The organism is Flavobacterium sp. 3HN19-14 (assembly GCF_051373205.1).
GTDB lineage: Bacteria > Bacteroidota > Bacteroidia > Flavobacteriales > Flavobacteriaceae > Flavobacterium.
On sequence record NZ_JBPPZT010000001.1, the window covers coordinates 3,031,510 to 3,051,155 of the forward strand.

The following is a 19,646-nucleotide window of genomic DNA, read 5'->3' on the forward strand; positions in this document are numbered from 1 at the left end:
TTAAGAATTGTTGACTAATAAATCTGAGAACAGGTATATCATGGATAGTGCCAAAAGTACGGAAAGCAGGAATGTGCTGATGGCAAGCTTTTTTAATTCCGGATCTAATGCTTTCGGGTTCTGATTTTTACGCACTCTTATTAAATGTTTTACAAGAGGTATGAAAGCAATCAGAAAAATGTATAAATCGAAGTTGAATTCCCCCGGATTAGCATCTTTATAATAATCAAAAATCACTGCGAAAACCAAAACCATGACCATAGCTGAGATGATTAAAAAGTAATGGTACAGCTTTGCCTTTGCGCCTCCGATTTTCACGACGATTGTATTTTTATTCGATTTGCGGTCGGATTCTTCGTCGCGCATATTGTTCAGGTTGAGAACGCCTACGCTTAAAAATCCAATCGCTGAAGCCGGTAAAATCAATAGTGGATCCAATTCTTTAGAATGCAGGAAATTCACGCCAAGCGTACTCACCCATCCAAAAAAAATAAATACGAATAAATCGCCATAACCGCGATAACCATAAGCTGTGTCGCCAACTGTGTAGCGAATTGCAGAGAAAATCGCCAGGATTCCCAAAATCAAAAACAAAATAGAATAACCGAAATACCTGTCGCCAAACGCAAAATAAATCAACAGCATCGCCGATATTAACGTCAGGATTGAGGTAATAATAATTGCTCTTTTCATTGCTGCCGGAGAAATCACGCCGCTTTGTATCGCTCGTTTCGGACCGACACGGTCTTCGTTGTCAGTACCTTTCATTCCATCACCGTAATCATTGGCGAAGTTGGATAATATCTGTAATCCGAGCGTTGTCAGGATGGCAAAACCGAATAAACGCCAGTTGAAAACCTCTGTCGGCGTTTCAACCTGATCGGTCGGATTGGCGAGCGCATACATGCTGCCGATGATGATTCCGGATACTGATAATGGTAAAGTTCTTAATCTTGCGGCCTGGATCCAGTGTTTCATTTTAAATTGATAATGGACAATTTTATAATTATCCTGATTTTGTATTTAATCGTTTTTATTCGTTACATCCAATTTTTATCCGTCCTTTCCAATTCATACAACCAAAGGTTAATGTATCGTTTCAGCGTTTCGTAATTTCCCAACTGAAAGCCAATGTCGCCGCCAGCCGTATGCAAAGTTATCGAGCCAATATTGATGCTTTTGTGCCAGAATAACTGTGATGTCGTAATTGCCTGAATTTTTTCCGGCTCAATGATTTCGTTACTGATATCCCATGCGCCGCTTTGCAGAATGATGAAATCATCGTGAATGAATAGCCGGTTGTTCCTGAACTTGAAATATTGAATCAATCCGATTAAAATCACATAAACCGGCACGAGATAACCGATATTGACATCCTCAGAAATATATTCCCGAAACAAAAACAATCCAAACAAAGGTAAGCCAATTGTGAGGAAAATCGCGAAACCGAGCTTGCGAAAATTTGGTTTCAGCATAATGCCTTTTTCGGGTAATTGCTTAAAAAGCAACTTAAGGATTTCATTTTTCTCGGCATTGCTGCAACCCGGAATTTCAATTGCTGATTTTTTGTCTTCTTTTTCACCGCTGGTTGCCTGCTTGATCTTGAGTTCAAGGATATCCATTTTTTTCTGGAAGTAATTCTGAGAAACTGAAGTCACCTGCACTTTTTCAGGCTTGATAATCGTGCTTTTTGTATTCAATAACCCGAATGATAATAACAATGAGCCTGATTGTTTGGTGATCCGGAAATCGAAATACCGCAATACAATCCTAACTACATTCATTGCAAGGATAATTACGAAAATCGCGAAAATCAATATGGTGATTACCTGGAACAACGGCTGGCTGTCAAGGTAATTCCCGATTTGATCTTCGTCGATGGCGTCTTCGCTGATGAAATTGCGCACATTTTCATACATCGAGGAAAAGAAAACCATCAGCAGCACAAAACTCCTGATGTAATTAGAAGTTATGCCGACTTTCAGCAAACTCAAAAATCCAATTTTTACGAATGGATGGTTTTCTATTGGAATGGCAGATTCGATATCATTTTCAACAATGATATCTTTTGTGTTATTTTCCAAAAGCCTTTCTTTAAGTGACAACGCCAATTGATGTGAAATGGCCAGAATCGTAACTTCTTTTTTCTGGCTTCCGGCAGTATCGACGTCAAGAGCGTGAACGCCTATAATTTTTTGGATTAAACTCTGTTTTATATTTACCTGTTGGATTTTATTGAGAGCAATTGTAGTTTTTGTTTTGGAAAACACGCCTTCGGTCACGACAAATTCCTGATTCTGACTGTCAAGAAAGAATGTGAAATTCCGATAGCGCAAATAAGCTACAAATCCAATAATTGCTATTAATAAAACACCGCCGATTGCGAAATACAGCATCATCGATTCTTTATACTTAAAAATCGAAACCAGTAAAATCGGCCAAAGTGCCCGCGCATATTTCTGGACGGTATCTGCAAACATTACCAGAATGCCGACTGCCGATTGCCTTTGCGGCTGACTGAAATCGGTAGCTGTCATAGTTCTTTCTGGATTTTGCCCATCAGAAGCTGTTTGATGTTTTCGGCGTGTTCTTTTTCGATTCCGGGAATTTCTACATCGCTGGAGCTTCCTCCGGCGGTGAAGATTTCGATTTTTGCCAATCCGAAAATACGTGAAATGACACCTTCATGCAAAGCAACATGCTGCACGCGGTTATACGGAATTACGATTGTATTGGTAGCAATCACGCCATGACGAAAAAGCAAATCGTGTGTACGGAAGGCAAAACTTTTTTTATTGAACCCCAATCTTTTGAAGAATAAGACAATCAAGAACAAAGCCGCCAAAGCGCCGAACTTCTCATAACTATAATCTGAAAACCCTAATTCTTCTTCGTTGTAATTGACATCGAAATAAATCCCGACTCCCAATGCAATAAATAAAATCGCGAAAAGTACGACGACATTGATGAGCGTTACTTTCCAATATGACGGATGCAATTTTGTAAACTGAACTTCCTCAAATTTTGGAAGATTAAAGGTATCGATGGTTTCGTTAGTAAATTCCATAATAGGTATAAGGTTCTGGGTTTAAGGTTCAGGGCTGGCTGCAACTGAAAACTGATCACTGAATACTAATTCTAAGGCAGCCATTTATTTTTTCCGAAATCAGGCTTTCTCTTTTCTAAAAATGCATTTCTGCCTTCTTTAGCTTCTTCAGTCATATAAGCCAATCGCGTCGCTTCACCGGCAAAAACCTGTTGTCCGACCATTCCGTCGTCAGTAAGGTTCATGGCGAATTTTAGCATTTTTATTGAGGTTGGCGATTTTTGGAGGATTTCCTGCGCCCATTCATAAGCCGTGTCTTCGAGCTCGTCGTGCGGAATTACAGCATTGACCATTCCCATTTCGAAAGCGTCCTGAGCGGAGTAATTTCGTCCCAAAAAGAAAATCTCGCGCGCTTTCTTCTGCCCTACCATTTTCGCCAGATAAGCAGAGCCGTAACCGCCATCAAAACTCGTAACATCGGCATCAGTCTGTTTGAAAATCGCGTGTTCTTTACTTGCCAAAGTCATATCGCAGACCACGTGAAGGCTGTGACCGCCGCCTACTGCCCATCCGGGCACCACGGCAATGACGATTTTCGGCATAAATCTTATCAATCGCTGGACTTCTAAAATATTCAAGCGGTGCTGTCCATCTTCACCAACATAACCCTGATGACCGCGCGCATTCTGGTCGCCGCCGCTGCAAAAGGAATAAACACCGTCTTTTGTTGACGGACCTTCAGCAGACAATAAAACAACGCCGATGGAAGTATCTTCCTGCGCATCGTAAAATGCCTGGTACAATTCGCTTGTCGTTTTCGGGCGAAAGGCATTGCGCACATTTGGCCGGTTAAAGGCGATTCGTGCTACGCCGTCGCATTTTTTATAGGTGATATCTTCGAAATCTTTTGCGGTCTTCCAATTAATTTCAGGCATATTTGAATTTATTTAGATGTAAAAATACTATTTTTAGCCTTTATTTTAAAGAAACTTCGAGATGAAAAAAATATTGGCGGCCGCCATACTTCTAGCCTGTTCATTTACAGCAATTTCTCAAACTTTAACAGAATATCCTGAATCGGGTTTTGGCGTCGTATTTCCTTCAAAACCGCAGATCAGCAAAAATCAATTTGACAGTGCGGTCGGAAAAATCGACATGGTGATGTATATGAGTGAGACCAATGATTTCATGGCAATGGTTTCAGAAAATAAGTATCCGGCAGAACTGGTTGCAAAATTAGATTCCGAAGGCATCAAAAAACTGCTTGATGGCGCCAAAAATGGTGCGTTGAACAATATGGCGACGCAAATGAGCGCAAAATTGGTTATCGGAACTGAAACAAATTCACTTTTAAACGACAAATACCCATTATTGAAAAGCGAAGGCAAGATCGGCGACTTCAGTTACCAGCTGCAACTCGTGCTTCGAAACAACCAAATGTACCAAATGCTCGCCATCGGCGATTTAAATGCCGACAGCGTAAAACAATTTTTCAAATCATTCAAATTACTATAAAATGAAAAAACAACTTTTTTTAGTCGCATTCGGGGTTTTCAGCCTTGTCGCGCAAGCGCAAAAGTATGAATTCCAGACTGTGAAGGATATCCAGGCGAATCCTGTTATCTGCCACGACCAGACGGGAACTTGCTGGAGTTTTTCGACAACTTCATTCCTAGAGGCAGAAATTATCCGCTTGACGGGAAAACCGATTGACCTTTCGGAAATGTATAATGTGAGGCAGACCTACACGAAAAAAGCGTGGAATTACGTAATGCGCCAGGGACACGCCCAGTTTGGCGAAGGCGGATTGGCACACGATGTCATCAACAGCGCGGCAGAATTCGGGCTAGTGCCGCAAAGCGCATTTACAGGTTATGTTGGCACCGCTACAAAATACAACCACTCAAAATTGTCAGAGGATTTGGAGAAAACGCTGAAAAAATATGCCGAGTCTAAAAAACTCGATCCAAAATGGAAAGACGATGTAAAAACTGAATTAGACGCCAACATCGGTCAGGCGGTGACTGAATTTGATTACAACGGCAAAAAATACACGCCGAAAAGTTTCCTTGAAATGACGAAACTAAACCTGAAAGATTATGTAACAATTACATCTTTCATTAACGAACCTTATTACAAACCGTTCATTTTGGACATTCCGGATAATTTTTCTTACGGTAGTTTTTACAATCTTCCGCTTGACGAATACATCCAGAATATCGATAATGCGCTTGATAACGGTTATACTTTGGCTTTGGATACCGATGTTAGCGAGCCGACTTTCTCAGGGAAATTTGGCGTTGCAGTAATTCCGGATAACGATGCCGATTCAAAGACAATCCTTACTGAAATCAAGAAGGAAAAAGCCATTACGCCGGATTACCGTCAGGCGGAATTTGAGAATTTTGATACAACCGACGACCATTTGATGCACATCGTTGGAAAAGTAAAAGACCAGAACGGCAATATTTATTACAAAGTGAAAAATTCATGGGCAACGATGCTTCGAAGATTGCCAACGGCGGTTATGTTTACATGAGTGTTCCTTATATGAGACTGAAATCTATTTCGGTTTTGGTTCATAAAAACGGATTAATCAAGAAAACCAAAAAGGAATTGGGCGTGTAATGCAGGTTTTTGATTCCAGAAAAAATAAATTCACAGTTATATTTCTTGGGGCAATGGCGATTTTAATTCCGTTGCCCTTACTTTTGACTTTTGGTGAAACCGATTTGAAAACTGAGATTTTTCTTGGATTTTTATTCTTCGGAATTTCCGGTTTTTTCGTTTGGATTTTATTCGACACAAAATATAAGATTGACGCGGAATTGATGTATTTCGCAAGCGGTCCGTTTCGCGGGAAAATCAAAATCGCTTCCATCCGCAGAATCGAATATGATAAAAGTTGGTTTAAGACATCATTTTATAAACCAGCTCTTCATCAGGACGGATTGATGATTTACTACGATAAATTCGAAGATATTTTTATTGCGCCAAAAGATAAAGAAGGGTTTATTGCCGCTTTAAAAGCAATTAATCCTGAAATTGAAATCACAAAATCAACTCCACTTTACTGAAGTCATCGTCAGCGAACCACCAACAGCTTTATCGTTAAAGAAACTCGTGCCGTCTTTGTCGTCGCGCAATGCCATCGCATATAATAAAGGATAATAATGATCTGGCGTCGGAATGGCGAGTTTTACCGCTTTATTGAGTTTTTCGTAATCGATTAAAGATTTGAAATCGTTGTTGCCGATTTTTTCTTTGAAGACGGAATTCATTTCAACTGCCCAATCGAAGCCATATTCAGGTTCCTGCAATTTGTCCCAGGCGACCATTCGAAGATTGTGCACCATATTGCCGCTTCCAATAATCAATACGCCTTTTTTGCGCAAATCTTTTAGTTGTTTCGCCAGATCGTAATGGTATTGCGGCGGTTTTGAATAATCGATGCTGAGTTGCAAAACAGGAATATCAGCGTTAGGATACATGTGCCGAACCACTGTCCACGTGCCGTGATCTAATCCCCAGTCGTGGTCGAGATGAACATCTGTTGAATGGATTAAACTTGCCGCAGCTTTCGCCAATTCTGGTGCTCCGGGCGCGGGATATTGCACGTCGAAAAGCACCTGGGGAAATCCGCCGAAATCGTGAATCGTTTTCGGATTTGGCATTGCTGTAATTCCGGTTCCGTTTGTGAGCCAGTGTGCGGAAATTACCAATACTGCTTTGGGCTTTGGGATTTCTTTGCCGAATTTCGCCCAGGTTTGAGAAAATTCGTTGTCTTCAATGCCGTTCATCGGCGAGCCATGTCCGATAAATAAAACCGGATGTTTTTCGTCTTCTTCTAAAAGTGATTTCGTCCAGTTGTAAAATGGTTGTACAGATGCCATGGTGATACCTCCTGCTATTGTTTTTATGAAATCTTGTCGTTTCAAATTATGATATTTGTATATACAAATGTAGTAAATTTTTATCATTGAATTAGAATTTGTGAAAAATTTATACATGTGAGAATTTTTGGATTCCCTCCCTTCGGAGGGGTGGCCGCAGGCCGGGGTGGCTACAGGAATGCAGATGACACAGATATACACAGATTTTCGCAGATTTATGCAATATGCGAAATTATCTAATGTTCATTGGAACGCGGATTATAACGGATAGTCGCAGATTACCGCGGATTTATCTAGTTTGCAAAATCACTGAATCAAATAAATCCCATCTTCCTTAATTTCAATCAACCTGTCTTTATATAGAGCACCAATCGCTTTCTTGAAAGTTTTCTTACTCATCTGCAAAACTGTTTTGATATCTTCCGGATGTGAATTGTCTGTAAGGCGAAGAAAACCACGACTGGCACGCAATTCGTTAAGGATTTTTTCAGCATTCGGCTCGACATTTTCATAACCTTGTTTTTGCAGAGAAACGTCGATTTTATGGTCAGGGCGAATATTTTTGATGAATCCGCGCAATCTGTCGCCGGTGCGAATCGAATCGTCATACACTTCGTCCTTATATAAAAGGCCTTTGTGTTTTTCGTTGATGATGACATTGATACCCATTTCGGTGATGTGCGAAACGATCAAATCAACTTCTTCCCCTTTTTCAACTGTCAAATCATCATTATTCAGGAATTGGTTGGTTTTACTGGAAGCGACAAGGCGGTTGGTTTTTTCATCCATATACAAATGAACCAGATAACGTTTCCCTTTTCCATCGGACGTGCCTGCTCTTTGAATGGGACAAGGATGTCTTTTCCATTCCCCAATCCATAAAAGCACCGACCTGATTGACGTAATTAACGCGCAACAACGCGAATTCGTTCAATAAAATATAGGGCTCTAAAGTTGTTGCAACCGGTCTTTCTTCATGGTCAAGGTAAACGAAAACCGTCAGTTCATCACCAATTTCGAATTGTTGCGGCACATATTTATTGGGCAAAAGGATGTCTTCAGCTTCGTTGCCGTTGCCTAAAAACAGGCCGACTTTCGTGTCACGCAATATGGTTAAGGTGTTGTATTTTCCTATCTCGATCATTTTGGGAAATTTATTTGGACGCAAAGGTACAAAGAGCGTTTGAATGTTTGACATTGTTTATTTTTGATTATTCTGCATTTAGTGTAGGAAAAAAGTTAACATTTTTATAAAGTTTAAATATCATCACCAAAAGCATTCTTTTTTTCAAATAAAAATGTTAGATTTGAATAGTTATATCATTAAAACAAATATTAATTTTTCGATTTCGCTGAAAGCAATCCGGAAGTTTAATTTTGCCGTAAAGGTTAAGCGAAAGCGAATCACTCACTTGATTCAACAGCAATATAAAATTAATTATGAAGCTTCAAATTAAGTACGACATCAATCTCGCCTGTAAAGTAATTTTGCAGGAACACCTTGATAAATTTGAGATTCCGTATGAGATTATGGGTCTTGGCGATGTTGAAATAAAAGGTACTATTCCGCCTGAACAATATAAGGAACTCGAAGTTTCGTTGAAAAAATACGGCATTGAAATCCTTGATAATCCTAAAAACGCTTTTATACAAAAAATTAAGGATGTCATTATAGAAATGGTGCATCTTGACGATAAGGCGCAAACCAGCAAAATTTCCGTTTACCTTGCCGACAGACTCAACCATAGTTATGGTTATTTATCCAGCCTTTTTTCGGAAATCACACATACATCGATCGAGAATTTTATTATCCTCCAGAAAATCGAACGTGCCAAACAAATGATCATCGAAGACAAACTGACATTGACAGAAATGGCGTGGCAGCTCAATTACAGCAGCGTTGCGCATTTGTCGAATCAGTTTAAAAAAACAACCGGACTCACGCCGACCGCTTTCCAGCGCATTATTAAAAAAGAAGAAACCTCGATACAGCTAAATAAAACCCTAAAAACTTATGAACCACGACGCTTTACATATCCTTCTTGCTGATGATGACGAAGATGACCGCCTTTTTTTCAAAGACGCCATTGAAGAGCTTAAAGTCAGGACCAATGTAACAACGGTTAACGACGGTGTCCAGTTGATGGATTACCTGAACAAACCCGGTGCGCAATTGCCTAATGTGGTGTTCCTCGATTTGAATATGCCGCGAAAAGACGGTATGCAATGCCTTAAGGAAATCAGGTCTGATTCAAGGCTGAAAGATCTTTCGGTTGCCATTTACTCGACTTCATCCTCCGAAGAAGATATTGAGGAAACTTTCGTGAGAGGTGCCAATATCTACATCAAAAAACCTAATGATTTCGGGGCGTTGAAAAAAATCCTTTCGGAAGTGATCAGTCTGAACTGGCAATACCACACTTCCGGAACTCAATAAAGAAAATTTCTTGTTGAGCTTATAAAAAAACCGCCTGTAGAGATGAATTTTCGACAGTCAAAATCTTCGTCCCTGCTACTGCCGATTGCACTCGTTATTGCGATTTTCACGCTTATTTTCCTGGTCAGCAGTTCGTATCGGCAGATTAGAACACTCAGCGAATCTGAAAAACTCGTACAGCATTCCCAGAAAGTACACCTCGAACTCGAGCAGCTTATTTCTTGTGTGAAAGATGCTGAGACCGGGCAACGCGGTTATATTTTAACGCAAAATCCGGTTTTCCTGAAACCTTACACAACTGCACATCCAAAAGTTAAACATTCCATACAGCAGCTGAAAATATTGACTTCTGATGCTCCAATTCAAAGAGAAAATGTAAAAGCGCTTGAGAAGCTTATCGAAGATGAATTTATCAATCTTGACGCTACGCTCAAAAATACAAGCTTTGACATCCGGAACATCTGATTCGCTGCGCACGCAACTCGTAAAAGGAAAAAACATCATGGAAGTGCTTCGGGCGCGTGTCAATAAAATGATAACGATTGAATCACTAACGCTTAAAAAACGCGAACAGGAAAGCAGTGATGAAATCAACCTTTCGCCGGTCATGTTCCTGCTTACTGCGGTTTTCTCGCTCTTTATTTTCATCGGTGCCTTTTACAAAATCAATAAAGATGTGAAAAGCCTCAAGATGACCAACAACCAATTGCGCATCAATAAAGAGATTTTTGAACATTCTGAGCAAATTGCCGAAATCAGCAACTGGTGCTGGAATATTGATGCGAATGAACTCTCTTACTCCGACAATCAATACCGCCTTTTGGGACATGAACCTCACGATTTTCGAACCGACGATTGAAAAATTCCTTGAATTCGTGCACCCTGACGACCGTCATATTATAGAAGAAGGCGGCGAAAAAGCGCTGAAAGAGCAAACCGCATCGATTGCATATTTCCGTGTAATCCGAAAAGATGGCGAATTGCGCTACTTCAAATCGATTGGAAAGATGATTATCGATAATTACGGAAAGCGCATCCTCATTGGCGTGAATGCAGATATCACCGATCAATTCCTGAAAGATAAAATCCTCGAAGAAAAATTGTTTGATTTGGAGCGTTCCAACAAAGAACTTTCTGCGTTTAATCACGTGGCGAGCCACGATTTGCAGGAACCTTTGCGGAAAGTACAGACTTTGATTTCAATTATTAAGGACAAAGACCACGATACGCTATCGGAAAAAGCGAAGGAATATTTTACGAGAATTCAGGTCGCTGCCAACAGGATGCAGAAACTAATCGATGATTTATTGCTGTTTTCAAGAGCTAATAAAGCCGATAAAATCTTTGAAAAAACCGATTTGAATGAAATCCTCGAGCATTCAAAAACCGAACTTGCGGAAGAAATCGACGAGAAAAAAGCGACAATCCAATCTTTGCTTTTACCTACTTTAAATGTCATTCCGTTTCAAATCCAGCAATTGTTTATCAACCTGATTGGCAATTCGCTCAAATATTGTCAAAACGATGTGCCGCCGGTGATTACGATCAGCTCGAAAATCGTCTCCGGAAAAGAAATGCCAAAATCATGGAAAGTCATTCCGGATAAAAAATTCTACAAAATCACTCTGGAAGACAACGGAATTGGTTTTGAGCAGCAATATGCCAAAACGATATTCACGCTTTTCCAGCGCCTGCACGATAATAACGAATATTCCGGAACCGGAATTGGCCTCGCCATTTGCAAAAAAATCGTTGAAAACCACAAAGGCTTTATTGTCGCTGACGGAAAACCGAATCAAGGCTGCATTTTTACTATTTTTCTGCCTGCGTAAATGCCTGTTTATCGTGTAATCTATTCTTAAAATGCTGTAATGCGGGAATTGCTGTTTGGTTGCAACTTTACTGTAACAATAAACACAATCAAAATGACAGCAATCAAAGGCAATATTTGGGCAGAAAAAGTACAGATGAAAACGATGGTTTCATGTACAAATATGCTCGACAAATTGGGTTTCAAGACCCATTTTATGGCCGTTCCGAAAGGGTTAAAATCACTCACTACAGAATATATTTATCGTCCGGAAGATGTAAGGATTTTAAATTTTTACAGGTTCGAAGGAGAATCAAATCCGGATGACAGCGCAATCCTTTATGCAATTGAAACTGCCAACGGCGAACGCGGCACATTAGCAGACGCGTACGGTCGTGAGTCTGACGAGGATGTTATGCATTTCATCCAGCAAGTGGAAGACATTGAGAAAAAAGTCGATAAAGATAAAAGCTTGTAATTCAATCAAATTTTTCGACTTCCTATAATCATGTAACAGTTCCTGAAAGTTGTGTAAGGAAATTCTTTTAAAATCAAGCCAACTTTGTAATATCAAAATAAACAAACACTATCTAAATCTAAACAAATGAAAACCAACACATTTAAATTCTCAGTGCTTAAAACAGGATTTTTTGCAACACTTTTAATCGGGTCATTGTCATTTACATCTTGTAAAAAAGAAGAAAAACCAGTTGACACTGAAGAAGCTGCAACAGAGCAAAACGATGCGAAATTCGACGACACAAAAGTTGAAGACGATGCAGAATTTTTAGTTGCGGCAGCAGAAATCAATATGAATGAAATCGCACTCGGGAAACTGGCTCAAACAAAAGGAACATTGAAAGATGTCAAAGATCTTGGCAAGATGATGGAAGCCGAGCACACAGCAGCTTTAAAAGAATTACAGGATCTGGCTGCTAAAAAACAAATCAGCATTCCGGCATCAGCCACAGAAGACGGCCAGAAAGAATATGATGACTTCAATAAAAAATCCGGAAACGACTTCGATAAAGCTTATGCAGATGCGATGGTTGACGGACACCAGAAAGCCATTGAAAAATTCGAGAAAGCCGCTACAGATGCCGTTGATCCGGATGTAAAAGCATGGGCTGCGAAAATGCTTCCTGCTTTGAATACGCACAAGGGCCACGCTGAAGCCGTAAAAATCAAAACTGACAAACTAAAATAAAATAACTTTTAAATCTTTTAAAGCTATGAAACTCAGGATTACACTACCGTTTTTGAAGCTCAGAAAAAGACGTGCTAGAACAAATTCGACAGCAAGTCCTGAAACAGCGCTTCTAAATATTTATAATATCAATAAACACAAACTCAATCAGGATTTCGAATTTGCAGAATAATCCGAAACCTTTAACCACAAAAAACAGAAATCATGGGAAATTTACTTTATGCAATCGCAGTAATTCTAGTTATCTTTTGGGCAATCGGCTTCTTCGCCTATTCCGCTGGTAACATCATCCACATTCTTTTGGTAATCGCCGTTATCGCCATCATCCTGAGATTGATCAGAGGCGACAGGGTCGTTTAAGCAATCATCTACATTACTAACATTTAAATATCTATATCATGAGCACAGGAAAAGTTCTACTAGGCGTATTGGCAGGCGTTGCCACAGGTGCCGTACTCGGCATATTATTCGCTCCGAACAAGGGACCAAACACGCAAAAAGATTTCTAAAAAAGGTGAAGATTACGCCGACGGACTTAAAGATAAATTCAACGATTTTATCGAAACCGTAAGCGAAAGCTTCAACTCTGTAAAAGGTCAGGCTGAAAGCCTTGCCGATGCAGGAAAATCAAGATTGCAAGAAGCCAACCGCGACGTGAAAGGCGTTGTAAGCAAAGCTTCGAAAACATTCTAAATTACGCTTAATCAGCAAAAAATATAATAACGGGTAATTATTATAATTATGGAAGAACAGGCAACGTTACTGGAATCACTGGCCAAAAGGCTGAAACCTACGCGAAAACCAATATCGATTTATTGAAACTGAAAAGTGTAGATAAATTATCCGATGCAGCAGCAGCAATCGTAACGAAGTTAATCTTTGTATTCATCATCTTATTGATTGCGATTCTGGCAAACTTCGGGCTGGCTTTTGGTTAGGTGATCTTTTAGGCGAGACTTATTATGGTTTCTTTACCGTTGCCCTCTTCTATATAATCCTGGCGCTGATTATTAATTATGGTAAAGTTGGCTGGATAAAAATTCCGGTTAAAAATGCGATAATCGATAATCTTTTAGAAGAAAAACAACCACAGTCATGAAAAATCCTACTTCAGCCGAAACATTACGCCACAATATTGCCTTGCTCGAAATCAAACGCGAGGAAGATTGGCAGGATCTGAGAAATCATTTCAATGAAACCATTGAGCATTATAAGCCGATGAATCTCATAAAAAATGCATTTAAAGGTGCTTATGAATCGGTAACACACTCGCCTGACCTCAAAAGCGGAATTGGGAAAGCAGCATTAGGCTTAACCACAGGTTTCCTGCTCAAAAAAGTTTTATTCGGAGGAAATCCAATCGCAAGGCTTGCAGGCGCTGCATTTCAAACCGTTGCATCAAATGTCGTAGCGAATAATGCCGACAAAATAAAATCTACCGGAAGTAAAGTTTTCGACTTTATCAAAAGTAAATTTTCCAAAAACTAAAATTTCTAAGGCAAAGCCTTATCTATATATCCGGAGCCAGTTGGCTCCTTTTTTTATGCCAGCTCTTTAAAATACTGCAGCAAAACTCTGTCATTTTCGATGGTAGGTGTAAAAACTTCAAGTATAACTGGGTTCTCATTATGACTGAATAATTTTTCCAAACAATCAGAGAGCGTTTGTTCGTCACTCGCAGTGATATAATCAAATCTATACATTTTAGCCAAATGTTCCGCTGTAAGACAATGTGAAGTTTCAAAAAACGTATTAAAAACCGGCGTTTCCTGATGTCCCGGTAAAATCCTGAAAATGCCGCCACCGCCGTTATTGATCAGAATGATTTTGAAATTCTTCGGAATATAATTGTTCCAAAGCGCATTGCTGTCGTATAAAAATCCAATATCGCCGGTAATTAAAGTTGTAGGTTTCGGATTTGCCAAAGCAGCGCCAATTGCGGTTGAAGTACTGCCGTCGATGCCACTCGTGCCGCGATTACAATACACTTCAATCGACGGATCAATTTCAATCAGCTGCGCATAACGAATGGCAGAGCTGTTGCTGATTTGAAGTTGCGTACTTTTCGGCAATTGCGGAATCACTTTCTCAAAAACCTTGAAATCACAAAACGGAATTTTTGCCAGGTATTCATTGTGTTTTTCGTGCCTGTAAGTTTTCAATTTTTGCGCTTTCGCGGAATAATCACTCGGAATAATTTCCGTCAATGGAAGGAAATTTTCAAAAAACCATTCCGGATTCGCAACAAAATGTTTTGTCAAAGCGCCAAAAGTGTCATAAGCACGCAATTCATCAATATGCCAATGGTATTTTGGTTTGTATTTTCTGAGGAATGCTTTTACGCGTTTGGAGACAATCATCCCGCCAAAAGTGACTAAGATTTCAGGGCGGAATTCCTCAAAATCTTCGTCCTTGAAAGGCGTGATTATCGTATCGATATTATTGATAAAAGTCGGGTGATGTACATTGGAAGTCGTTTCTGTCATCACCACAACAGATTCATTATTTCCTAATAAATCAGCCGTTTTTGACGAAATCGCATTGGGGAAAGTCGCGCCAACCAACACCATTTTTCGTTTGGAGGAATTCCATATTTCGGCAAATTCCTTCAATTCAGAAATTGAAATTTTGGGAGTCGCTTTCGCGGAAGCGGTAACTTCTATATTTACAGAAAGTGCATCGACAGTTTCATACAAAGGCTCTTCAAAAGGCGCGTTGATATGAACCGGTCATTTTTGTGAAATCGCTATATTAATGGCTTCATTGATTAAAAAATCATTTTCTGCCGAAGCATTTTCAATCAGATTGGCGTTGAATAAAGAATGATTCGCATATACATTTTCCTGACGGATCGTCTGCCCGTCGCCAATATCGATTTTCTCCTGCGGACGATCGGCCGAAATCACCACAAGCGGAATCTGGCTGTAGAACGCTTCCGCGAAAGCGGGATAATAATTGAGCAAAGCCGAACCTGAAGTGCAGACAATCGCTACCGGTTTTCCGGTTTGCTGCGCCATTCCGACCGCAAAAAAAGCCGCACAACGCTCGTCTGCAATACTGTAACATTTAAAATTGGAATTACCGGCAAAACCTATGGTCAAAGGCGCATTTCGCGAGCCGGGAGAAATTACGATTTCGGTCAGTCCTTTTGCGCGGCAAATCTCGATGATGCTTTGCGCTAAAGGAATTTTGGGATAAATCATTCTGCAGTTTTAATACCGCAAAGTTACGGATTCACCCGCAATTTTTGGCAAAATTTTGGTATATAATGAATTGGTTTTTATGATATATTTGTAAAAATTTCCATTCATACGATGAAGCATTTAATTACAATTTCTGCGCTGCTTTTTACCCTGATTTTTACTCAAAATGGTGTTTCACAGGAAATCATGCATTTTGACGAAAACGGTTACGAGGCTGCACTTCAGCGTTCTAAAACAGAGCACAAACCCGTTTTGTATATGGTTTATGCCACCTGGTGCCAACATTGCAATAAGATGAAAGCCGAAGTGCTGACAGATCCGGAAGTAAAGGATTTTCTCACTAAAAATTTCGTCTGTGCCTGGCAGGATATCGATAAAGGCGAAGGCGAAATGTTCAAGCAGAAATTCGGCGTAAAAATGTTCCCGACTTTCCTGTTCCTCGATGAAAAAGGAACTGTTTTGTATAACGTCAACGGCGAATTAAAATCTGCAGATTTGCTTAATGAAGCCAGAAATGCCCTCACGCCTGAAAAACAATTGCCTTACCTGAAAAAGGATTTTGAGGCAAATCCAGGCAACGCAGACAAATGCCTCGCCTACCTGACGACTTTGAAAAAAGGAAAAGACCGAAAAGATTTGTCTGCTCCGGCTCAAATATATTTGTCAACCCAAAGTGAACAGCAACTTGTTTCGGCAATCAACTGGCGGATCATCGCTAATGCAGTTACGGATGTCAATTCGCGTGAATTCCAATACGTGCTGAAACACCGGGAGCAATTTGCAGCTGTGGCGTCGACGGCGAGGGTGCAGCGAAAAATCGTCAATATTATTGAAGAGAAAATCAGGCCGTTTGCTGAAAATATGGATACAATTGGTTATAAAAAAGTACGTGCTGACATTAAGGCACTTAATCTGAAAACCGCCGATTCACTGGTTTTCAAGTCAGATGTAATTATTTCAGAAAGTACCGGTAATTGGACAGCTTACAAAAAAGCCACGATGGACGGCGCTGAGAAATTTGCCTGGGATAATGCGACGCTTTTGAAACAAATTGCGCAAAATTACCAACAACATTATGCTGACATCAACAGCCTGAAATATGCCATAAAAATTGCTGAGCAATCCGAAAAACTTAACGAATCTTACGATGGCTATATCCTGCTTTCAAGGCTTTACATCAAAATAAATGACCGGAAAACCGCCATTGATTATGCCCGGAAAGCCAAGCAAATGACTGCAAATCTGGGTTGGAATTCAAAAGATGCCGATGCTTTGCTTCAGGAATTAGGCATTCAATAATATTCAATATGGAAGTTAATATCCGCGAAGCAAAAATTGAAGATGTCAGTGCCATTTTAAAGATTGTGAATTTTTCAATTCAGAATTCTACTGCCATCTACGATTATGAGCCACGTGATTTACAGCAACAGTTGCAATGGTTTGACGAAAAAAAAACTTCAGGCTTTCCTGTTTTTGTCACTGAAAATGAAGGCAAAATTGCTGGTTTTGGGCAGCTATGGTACTTTTCGGATAAAGGCGGCATATCAATTTACGGTCGAGCATTCTGTTTATGTTGCTGAAGAATTTTCAGGAAAAGGAATTGGAAAATTATTGCTTCAACAATTGATTGCTACAGCAAAAGAAGAAGGTTACCATTTAATGATTGGCTGTATCGACGCAGATAATTCCGGCAGCATTGCATTTCATGAAAAATTCGGATTTGAAGTGACCGGTCATCTCAAAGAAGTCGGTTTCAAGTTTGACCGCTGGCTCGATTTGGTTTTGATGCAATTGGTTTTAAAATAAAAAAGGAGCCTTTCGACTCCTTTATCTTATTTTCCCTGAATCCAGTTTACTATTATCGGATCGGTTGGCGAAACTTTCGACAACAATACGTCTACAAGATTACCTTTTTCATCAATCAGGTATTTTTGAAAATTCCATTGTACTTCAGAACTTTTAAAACCGTTTAATTTTTCTTTCGTCAGAAATTTGTAGATATCGGCCATATCCTCACCTTTCACAGAAATTTTACTCATCATCGGGAAAGTTACACCATAATTCCTCTTGCAAAATGCATGAATTTCTTCATCATTTCCGGGTTCCTGTTCACCAAAATTATTCGCCGGAAAGCCGATAATCACGAAATTTCTATCCTGGAATTTGTTATATAGTTTTTCCAGATCAGCATATTGCGGCGTAAATCCACATTTAGACGCAGTATTGACAATCATGATTTTCTTCCCTTTGAGTGATGCAAAATCAAACGTCTTGCCGTCTATATCAGTGACTTTAAAATCATAGATGCTGTTCATTGCTTTATCAGTTTTAGGTTCATCTGCTTTGTTACTATCATCAGGTAACGGCGTTGTAACACCACCTTCAATAATCAGCGAAGGCGATTTTGCTGCATTTTTATCCTGACCAATACAGGAACTTGTAATAAATGACAACACAATTGCTGTCAGAAAGATTTTTTTCATTTTTATATTTTTTATAAAATTAATAAAAACAGATTGCAATTTTTCTTTTTAATTATTAAAATTAACTTAGAATGCTAAATTTTAGCACCTTAAACAGTTGTTAATTTTCAAAAATAGACGTATATTTAAAGAATTAAAATGTTAAAATCCGAATTCTAATCCATAAGTTTGTAAGGAATAACTAATGCGAGAACTATTATGACACAGGAAGAATTATTGCCGTTAGTGCTTAAAAAAGATGACAAGGCATTCACGATTTTATACGACATGTATTCGAAAAATCTGTACGGTATCATCTACAACCTCATTAAGGACAGGGAAGAATCGGAAGATGTGCTACAGGAAGTTTTTGTAAAAATCTGGAAAAACATCGAATCCTACAATGAAGGCAAAGGCCGCTTTTTTACGTGGATCCTCAATATCGCACGGAATACGGCGATTGATAAACTCCGTTCCAAAGGATTTAACAACAGCCAGAAAAACTTATCCGCCGATAATTTCGTACATCTATTGGATGACAGTAACAAATTGAACAATAAGATTGATACCATCGGCATTCAGGAATTTGTAAAAAAACTTAAACCTAAATGTATCCGTATATTGGATTTGTTGTTCTTTAAAGGTTATACGCAGCAGGAAGCTTCAGATGAGCTTGAAATGCCGCTCGGAACCGTTAAGACACAAAACAGGAACTGCATTAATGATTTAAGAAACTTATTACAAGTATAATGGAAGTAAACGAATTTATCGCCTCCGGAATTTTAGAACTTTTTGTTTTTGGCATCACCACGCAAGCCGAACACGACGAGGTAATCCGGATGTCAGCACAACACAAGGAAGTCAAAGACGAGATTCTTTCTATAGAAAAAGCAGTTATCAGTTTGTCTTACAGCATGTCTCCTTATCTTTCTGCCGAAAATTACGACAGGATCAGGAAGCAGCTTTTAGATAAACACGGTGTAGTTGAAATGAAACCGTCATCCAACATCGGTGCTTACATCGGTTGGGCGGCAGCAATTTTGCTGATGATTGGCATCGGGTTTCAGTATACACAACTAAATGATACCAAAAATCAAGTGACTACCGTACAAACCGAAAAGGTGAAATTGCAGGATGATTTCAACAAACTCAACCTCCAGCAAAAAAATACCGAAACTGTTTTAGCAGTTGTACGTGACGAAAACAATATTGTCGTGCCGTTGGGAGGACAAGCAGTTGCACCGGACGCGAAAGCCAAAATCTACTGGAATAAAAATACACAGGCAGTATATGTCGATGCAAGTGGATTACCGGAACCGCCGGAAGGGAAAGTCTACCAGATTTGGTCGCTTACATTAAATCCGCTGACGCCGACGAGCATTGGATTACTGGATAATTTTACCGCAAATAATACAAAAGTATTTGCAGTACAAAGTACAACCGGAGCGCAGGCATTTGGAATTACGCTTGAACCTGCGGGCGGAAGCGCGACACCAACAATGGAACAATTGTATACTTTAGGTGCGGTGAAAGCGTAAACTAAAAAACAATTTATAACAGAAAAGGCTCAGTTTAAACGCTGAGCCTT

Annotated in this window: 23 protein-coding genes and 4 pseudogenes; 19 read left to right on the plus strand and 8 right to left on the minus strand. The window is 39.6% G+C overall.

The genetic code is table 11. From position 1 onward, the window contains the following. The 4 genes from menA to ACSLFW_RS16325 form a co-directional block, all read right to left on the minus strand. Positions 1-978, minus strand: a complete 978-nt coding sequence (gene menA / locus ACSLFW_RS16310; RefSeq protein ID WP_436556637.1) for a 1,4-dihydroxy-2-naphthoate octaprenyltransferase — start codon at positions 976-978, stop codon at positions 1-3. 62 nt (positions 979-1,040) lie between these two features. Continuing rightward, entirely contained in the window at positions 1,041-2,537 is a 1,497-nt protein-coding gene (locus tag ACSLFW_RS16315; protein ID WP_436556638.1) for a PH domain-containing protein, read from the minus strand. Next, the gene (locus tag ACSLFW_RS16320; protein ID WP_436556639.1) at positions 2,534-3,067 is read right to left on the minus strand and encodes a PH domain-containing protein; all 534 of its coding nucleotides are present in this window, start codon (positions 3,065-3,067) and stop codon (positions 2,534-2,536) included. The genes ACSLFW_RS16315 and ACSLFW_RS16320 overlap by 4 nt, the downstream gene beginning before the upstream one ends. 71 nt (positions 3,068-3,138) lie before the next feature. Next, positions 3,139-3,981, minus strand: coding sequence for a 1,4-dihydroxy-2-naphthoyl-CoA synthase (locus ACSLFW_RS16325; RefSeq protein WP_436556640.1), 843 nt, complete (start codon positions 3,979-3,981; stop codon positions 3,139-3,141). Positions 3,982-4,042: 61 nt separating this feature from the next. Between ACSLFW_RS16325 and ACSLFW_RS16330 the strand changes: the two genes are divergently transcribed. From ACSLFW_RS16330 to ACSLFW_RS16340, 3 genes and pseudogenes are all read left to right on the plus strand, one after another. After that, positions 4,043-4,561, plus strand: a complete 519-nt coding sequence (locus ACSLFW_RS16330; RefSeq protein ID WP_436556641.1) for a hypothetical protein — start codon at positions 4,043-4,045, stop codon at positions 4,559-4,561. Between the two features lies 1 nt (position 4,562). Next, positions 4,563-5,674 (plus strand): annotated as a pseudogene (locus ACSLFW_RS16335) (C1 family peptidase). After that, positions 5,674-6,123 carry a PH domain-containing protein gene (locus ACSLFW_RS16340; protein WP_436556642.1) on the plus strand — a complete coding sequence of 150 codons (450 nt, stop codon included), beginning with the start codon at positions 5,674-5,676 and terminating at the stop codon, positions 6,121-6,123. Before ACSLFW_RS16335 ends, ACSLFW_RS16340 begins: the two are co-directional and overlap by 1 nt. On the opposite strand, the gene ygiD is transcribed toward ACSLFW_RS16340, so the two are convergent. Further along, positions 6,106-6,984, minus strand: a complete 879-nt coding sequence (ygiD, locus tag ACSLFW_RS16345; protein ID WP_436556643.1) for a 4,5-DOPA dioxygenase extradiol — start codon at positions 6,982-6,984, stop codon at positions 6,106-6,108. The two genes, ACSLFW_RS16340 and ygiD, sit on opposite strands and share 18 nt — an antisense overlap. A 261-nt stretch (positions 6,985-7,245) precedes the next feature. Further along, positions 7,246-8,083, minus strand: a pseudogene (locus tag ACSLFW_RS16350) (CvfB family protein). Positions 8,084-8,379: 296 nt separating this feature from the next. Between ACSLFW_RS16350 and ACSLFW_RS16355 the strand changes: the two are divergent. From ACSLFW_RS16355 to ACSLFW_RS16405, 11 genes and pseudogenes are all read left to right on the plus strand, one after another. Next, the gene (locus tag ACSLFW_RS16355; RefSeq protein WP_436556644.1) at positions 8,380-8,988 is read left to right on the plus strand and encodes a helix-turn-helix domain-containing protein; all 609 of its coding nucleotides are present in this window, start codon (positions 8,380-8,382) and stop codon (positions 8,986-8,988) included. Beyond that, positions 8,954-9,401 (plus strand): annotated as a pseudogene (locus ACSLFW_RS16360) (response regulator). Before ACSLFW_RS16355 ends, ACSLFW_RS16360 begins: the two are co-directional and overlap by 35 nt. A 17-nt stretch (positions 9,402-9,418) precedes the next feature. Then, a complete protein-coding gene (locus ACSLFW_RS16365) occupies positions 9,419-9,841 on the plus strand; it encodes a CHASE3 domain-containing protein (RefSeq protein ID WP_436556645.1) in 423 nt (140 codons plus the stop codon). Next, entirely contained in the window at positions 9,822-10,235 is a 414-nt protein-coding gene (locus tag ACSLFW_RS16370) for a hypothetical protein (RefSeq protein ID WP_436556646.1), read from the plus strand. The genes ACSLFW_RS16365 and ACSLFW_RS16370 overlap by 20 nt, the downstream gene beginning before the upstream one ends. Beyond that, on the plus strand, positions 10,162-11,208 hold the full coding sequence (locus ACSLFW_RS16375) for a sensor histidine kinase (protein WP_436556647.1): 1,047 nt from the start codon (positions 10,162-10,164) through the stop codon (positions 11,206-11,208). Before ACSLFW_RS16370 ends, ACSLFW_RS16375 begins: the two co-directional genes overlap by 74 nt. A gap of 93 nt (positions 11,209-11,301) precedes the next feature. Further along, the gene (locus tag ACSLFW_RS16380; protein WP_436556648.1) at positions 11,302-11,664 is read left to right on the plus strand and encodes a hypothetical protein; all 363 of its coding nucleotides are present in this window, start codon (positions 11,302-11,304) and stop codon (positions 11,662-11,664) included. Between the two features lie 126 nt (positions 11,665-11,790). Next, on the plus strand, positions 11,791-12,393 hold the full coding sequence (locus ACSLFW_RS16385; protein WP_436556649.1) for a DUF4142 domain-containing protein: 603 nt from the start codon (positions 11,791-11,793) through the stop codon (positions 12,391-12,393). 204 nt (positions 12,394-12,597) lie between these two features. Then, positions 12,598-12,753 carry a lmo0937 family membrane protein gene (locus ACSLFW_RS16390; protein ID WP_436556650.1) on the plus strand — a complete coding sequence of 52 codons (156 nt, stop codon included), beginning with the start codon at positions 12,598-12,600 and terminating at the stop codon, positions 12,751-12,753. A gap of 87 nt (positions 12,754-12,840) precedes the next feature. Further along, a complete protein-coding gene (locus ACSLFW_RS16395; RefSeq protein ID WP_436556651.1) occupies positions 12,841-13,086 on the plus strand; it encodes a hypothetical protein in 246 nt (81 codons plus the stop codon). Positions 13,087-13,208: 122 nt separating this feature from the next. After that, the gene (locus ACSLFW_RS16400; RefSeq protein ID WP_436556652.1) at positions 13,209-13,331 is read left to right on the plus strand and encodes a hypothetical protein; all 123 of its coding nucleotides are present in this window, start codon (positions 13,209-13,211) and stop codon (positions 13,329-13,331) included. Between the two features lie 157 nt (positions 13,332-13,488). Beyond that, on the plus strand, positions 13,489-13,881 hold the full coding sequence (locus tag ACSLFW_RS16405; protein ID WP_436556653.1) for a hypothetical protein: 393 nt from the start codon (positions 13,489-13,491) through the stop codon (positions 13,879-13,881). A gap of 53 nt (positions 13,882-13,934) precedes the next feature. Here the strand turns inward: ACSLFW_RS16405 and menD are convergent. Then, a pseudogene (gene menD / locus ACSLFW_RS16410) lies at positions 13,935-15,596 on the minus strand (2-succinyl-5-enolpyruvyl-6-hydroxy-3-cyclohexene-1-carboxylic-acid synthase). A 111-nt stretch (positions 15,597-15,707) separates the two neighbouring features. Between menD and ACSLFW_RS16415 the strand changes: the two are divergent. Genes ACSLFW_RS16415 through ACSLFW_RS16425 form a run of 3 tightly spaced genes read left to right on the plus strand, consistent with a single transcriptional unit; the run spans position 15,708 to position 17,402 of the window. Then, positions 15,708-16,895, plus strand: coding sequence for a thioredoxin family protein (locus ACSLFW_RS16415; protein WP_436556654.1), 1,188 nt, complete (start codon positions 15,708-15,710; stop codon positions 16,893-16,895). An 8-nt stretch (positions 16,896-16,903) separates the two neighbouring features. Then, complete coding sequence (locus ACSLFW_RS16420) at positions 16,904-17,176, plus strand: N-acetyltransferase family protein (protein WP_436556655.1); 273 nt, start codon at positions 16,904-16,906, stop codon at positions 17,174-17,176. Beyond that, the gene (locus tag ACSLFW_RS16425) at positions 17,103-17,402 is read left to right on the plus strand and encodes an N-acetyltransferase family protein (RefSeq protein WP_436556656.1); all 300 of its coding nucleotides are present in this window, start codon (positions 17,103-17,105) and stop codon (positions 17,400-17,402) included. The genes ACSLFW_RS16420 and ACSLFW_RS16425 overlap by 74 nt, the downstream gene beginning before the upstream one ends. Positions 17,403-17,428: 26 nt before the next feature. On the opposite strand, the gene ACSLFW_RS16430 is transcribed toward ACSLFW_RS16425, so the two are convergent. After that, positions 17,429-18,079, minus strand: coding sequence for a glutathione peroxidase (locus tag ACSLFW_RS16430; protein ID WP_436556657.1), 651 nt, complete (start codon positions 18,077-18,079; stop codon positions 17,429-17,431). 198 nt (positions 18,080-18,277) lie between these two features. On the opposite strand from ACSLFW_RS16430, the gene ACSLFW_RS16435 reads away from it, so the two are divergent. Next, entirely contained in the window at positions 18,278-18,808 is a 531-nt protein-coding gene (locus ACSLFW_RS16435; RefSeq protein WP_436556658.1) for an RNA polymerase sigma factor, read from the plus strand. Next, positions 18,808-19,596: an anti-sigma factor gene (locus ACSLFW_RS16440; protein ID WP_436556659.1), complete on the plus strand. Its 789-nt coding sequence runs from the start codon at positions 18,808-18,810 to the stop codon at positions 19,594-19,596. Before ACSLFW_RS16435 ends, ACSLFW_RS16440 begins: the two co-directional genes overlap by 1 nt. The last annotated feature ends 50 nt before the right edge of the window (positions 19,597-19,646 follow it).